The following is a 2840-nucleotide window of genomic DNA, read 5'->3' as shown; positions in this document are numbered from 1 at the left end:
CAGGAGGGCCGGGCGGCGGCCCGACCGACCAACGAGCCGAGCACCTTTCCGAAGTCCAGCCCGGCCGCCTGGATGGCGAGCGGCAGCAGCGACGTCTCGGTCATGCCGGGCGAGACGTTGACCTCCAGTACGTGCGGTCGACCGTCGGCGTCGACGATCAGGTCGACCCGGGAGAGGTCCCGCAGACCCAGCGCGCGGTGCGCGGCCAGGGCCACCTCGGTCACCGTCGCGGTGACCGAGGCGTCCAGCCGGGCGGGGGCGTGCCAGGTGGTGCGGCCGGCGGTGTAGCGGGCCGCGTAGTCGTACACGCCGTTGCGTGGCACGATCTCCACCGGCGGTAGGGCCTGCGGCCCGTTCCCCAGGTCGATTACGGAGACCGCCACGTCCATGCCGGACACGTACCGCTCGACCAACGCCGTCGAGTCGTACGCGAAGCAACCCACCATCGCGGCCGGAAGGGCCGCAGCGTCCCGGACCACCGCGGCACCCAGACCGGACCCGCCCTGGGCCGGCTTCACCATCAGCGGCAGCCCCAACCGGTCCACGATCCGGTCCAGCACGGCCACCGCGCCCAGTTCCGAGAAGCGGTCGTGCGGCAGGGCCACCCAGTCGGGGGTCGGAATGCCGTTCTCCCGCAGCACCGCCTTGGCCGACGGCTTGTCCCAGGCGAGGCGGGAGGCACGGGCGTCACAGCCGACGTACGGCACGCCGCACAGGTCGAGCACGCCGCGCAGCGAACCGTCCTCACCCGTGGCGCCGTGCAGCGCGATCACCACCGCATCCGGCGGGTCGGCGTCGAGCGCGGGCAGCAGCGCCACGTCGGCGTCCCGCAGCTGTGCCTCGACGCCGATCGCGCGGAGCGCGTCGAGCACCCGGCGACCGGACCGCAGCGAGACGTCCCGCTCGTAGGAGAGGCCACCGGCGAGCACGAGAACGTGCAGATCGCCGCGGGCTGGACTGGTCATCGGGGAGTGGTCGGCAGCGGTGTCAGCCATTCCCGAATCATGCCAAGTCGGGGCCGGGCACGTCCGCCCCACCCTGCCGGCGCCGGCTCGCCGCGGTGACCGGCCCGAAGACCCGACGCATGGCGATCTCCTGCTCCATCACCCCGGCCAGGCGGCGGACGCCCTCCCGGATCCGTTCCGGCGGCGGGAAGGAGAAGTTCAGCCGGATGTTGCCGGCCCCGGAGCCGTCGGCGTAGAAGCCGGTGCCGGGGACGTACGCGACCCGGGCGGCGATCGCGCGCGGCATCATCGCCTTGGCGTCGAGTCCGTCCGGCACGGTCGCCCACACGAACAGGCCACCACCCGGATTCGTCCAGGTGGTGCCCTCCGGCATCAGATCCTCCAGTGCGGTGAGCAGCGCGTCCCGCCGTTCCCGGTAGACCTCCCGGTAGACCTTCAGCTGCTGCCGCCACGGCATGGTGGACAGGTACGTGGCGACGGCGGCCTGCGCGTACCCGCTGGGGCAGAGAATCTGCGCCTCGCTGGCGATCACCAGCTTGTCGCGGACCGCGTGCGGGGCGAGGATCCAGCCGACCCGCAGCCCCGGGGCGAAGGTCTTCGAGAAGGTGCTCAGGTAGAAGACCCCGTCGCGGCGACGGGCCCGCAGCGGCGCGGGAGCCTCCCCCTCGAAGCCGAGCTGACCGTACGGGTCGTCCTCGACCACCAGCAGCCCGGCGCGCTCGCAGATGTCGAGCACCCGTTCGCGGCGCTCCTCGCTCAGCGTCACCCCGGTCGGGTTCTGGTAGGTGGGGATGGTGTAGAGGAACTTCACCCGCCGGCCGGCGCGCGCCAGGTCGGCGATCGCCACCTCCAGCGCCTCCGGCACCAGCCCTTCGTCGTCCATCGGCACGTGTACGACCTGGGCCTGGGCGGCCTGGAACACCCCGAGAGCGCCCACGTACGTCGGGCCCTCGGCGAGCACCACGTCCCCCGGGTCCAGGAAGAGCCGGGCCACCAGATCCAGCGCCTGCTGACCGCCGACGGTCACCACCACGTCCTCCGGTGAGGCACCGCAGGATGCGTCGATGCCGGAGAGGGACATCACCTCGCAGATCCGCTCGCGCAGTTCCAGGGTGCCCTGGCCGATGCCGTACTGAAGGGTGGTGACGCCCTGCTCCGAGCCGAGCTTGCCGAGCATCTCGCCGACCGCGTCCAGCGGCAGCGCGGCGATGTAGGGAGCGCCACCGGCCAGCGAGACGACCTCCGGCCGGCTGGCCACCGCGAACAGTGCCCGGATCTCCGATGCGGTCATCCCCCGGACCCGCCGGGCGTACCGGTCGGTGTAGTCGTCGAGCGTCGTGCCGGTCATGACATCACCTCGATCGGGTGTCGGTCGGGCTGCTGCCCGCTGGGGTACCCGCAGTGCCGGCCACCATGACGGCGCGGGACGCCGGTCGCTCGATCCTAGTCCGCCTTCGCCCCTCGTGGGCTGGTGATTTCGGGTACGTCCAAAACCCGGACCGGCGGCACCCCGGCTCGGATACGCATTCGCGCGGCCCCTCCCGTACAGCCGATGGTCGGCGTACCATCGCTCGTCGGGGGGCAGGACGGCGGTCTGCCGCGCCGGTTCCACCTCCGAGCCTACTGTGGGGGCCCACCGATGTCGCGACGCCTGGTCAGCCTGACCCTGGACACCCTGGAAGACCTGCCCCGCCCGTGCCGGGAGTGCGTGTACTGGGAGCTGGATCCGGTCTCCGCCGACCGGGCCTGCGCCGCCGGCGACCCGGGGCTGGAGAAGGAGGCCTGGGTCTCCCAGACGCTGCTGGAGTGGGGTTCCTGCGGCAAGCTGGCGTACGTCGACGGCATGCCCGCCGGGTTCGTCATGTACGCCCCGCC

General features: G+C 72.5%; 2 protein-coding genes and 1 pseudogene. 1 reads left to right on the top strand and 2 read right to left on the bottom strand.

The features are described from left to right. Together E1166_RS30080 and E1166_RS30075 are read right to left on the bottom strand one after the other, a co-directional pair. Positions 1-995 (bottom strand): D-alanine--D-alanine ligase (locus E1166_RS30080; RefSeq protein WP_132343189.1); only part of this gene is annotated, 995 nt, incomplete at its 3' end. Between the two features lie 7 nt (positions 996-1002). Next, entirely contained in the window at positions 1003-2313 is a 1311-nt protein-coding gene (locus E1166_RS30075; RefSeq protein ID WP_132268085.1) for a PLP-dependent aminotransferase family protein, read from the bottom strand. Positions 2314-2604: 291 nt separating this feature from the next. Here E1166_RS30075 and E1166_RS30070 point away from each other — a divergent pair. Then, positions 2605-2840: pseudogene (locus E1166_RS30070) on the top strand (GNAT family N-acetyltransferase); the annotation flags it as partial.

The organism is Micromonospora sp. KC213, from assembly GCF_004348325.1.
Taxonomy (GTDB): Bacteria; Actinomycetota; Actinomycetes; order Mycobacteriales; family Micromonosporaceae; genus Micromonospora.
Note: the sequence above shows the minus strand (reverse complement) of the source record. Positions and strands in the feature narration are given on the sequence as shown.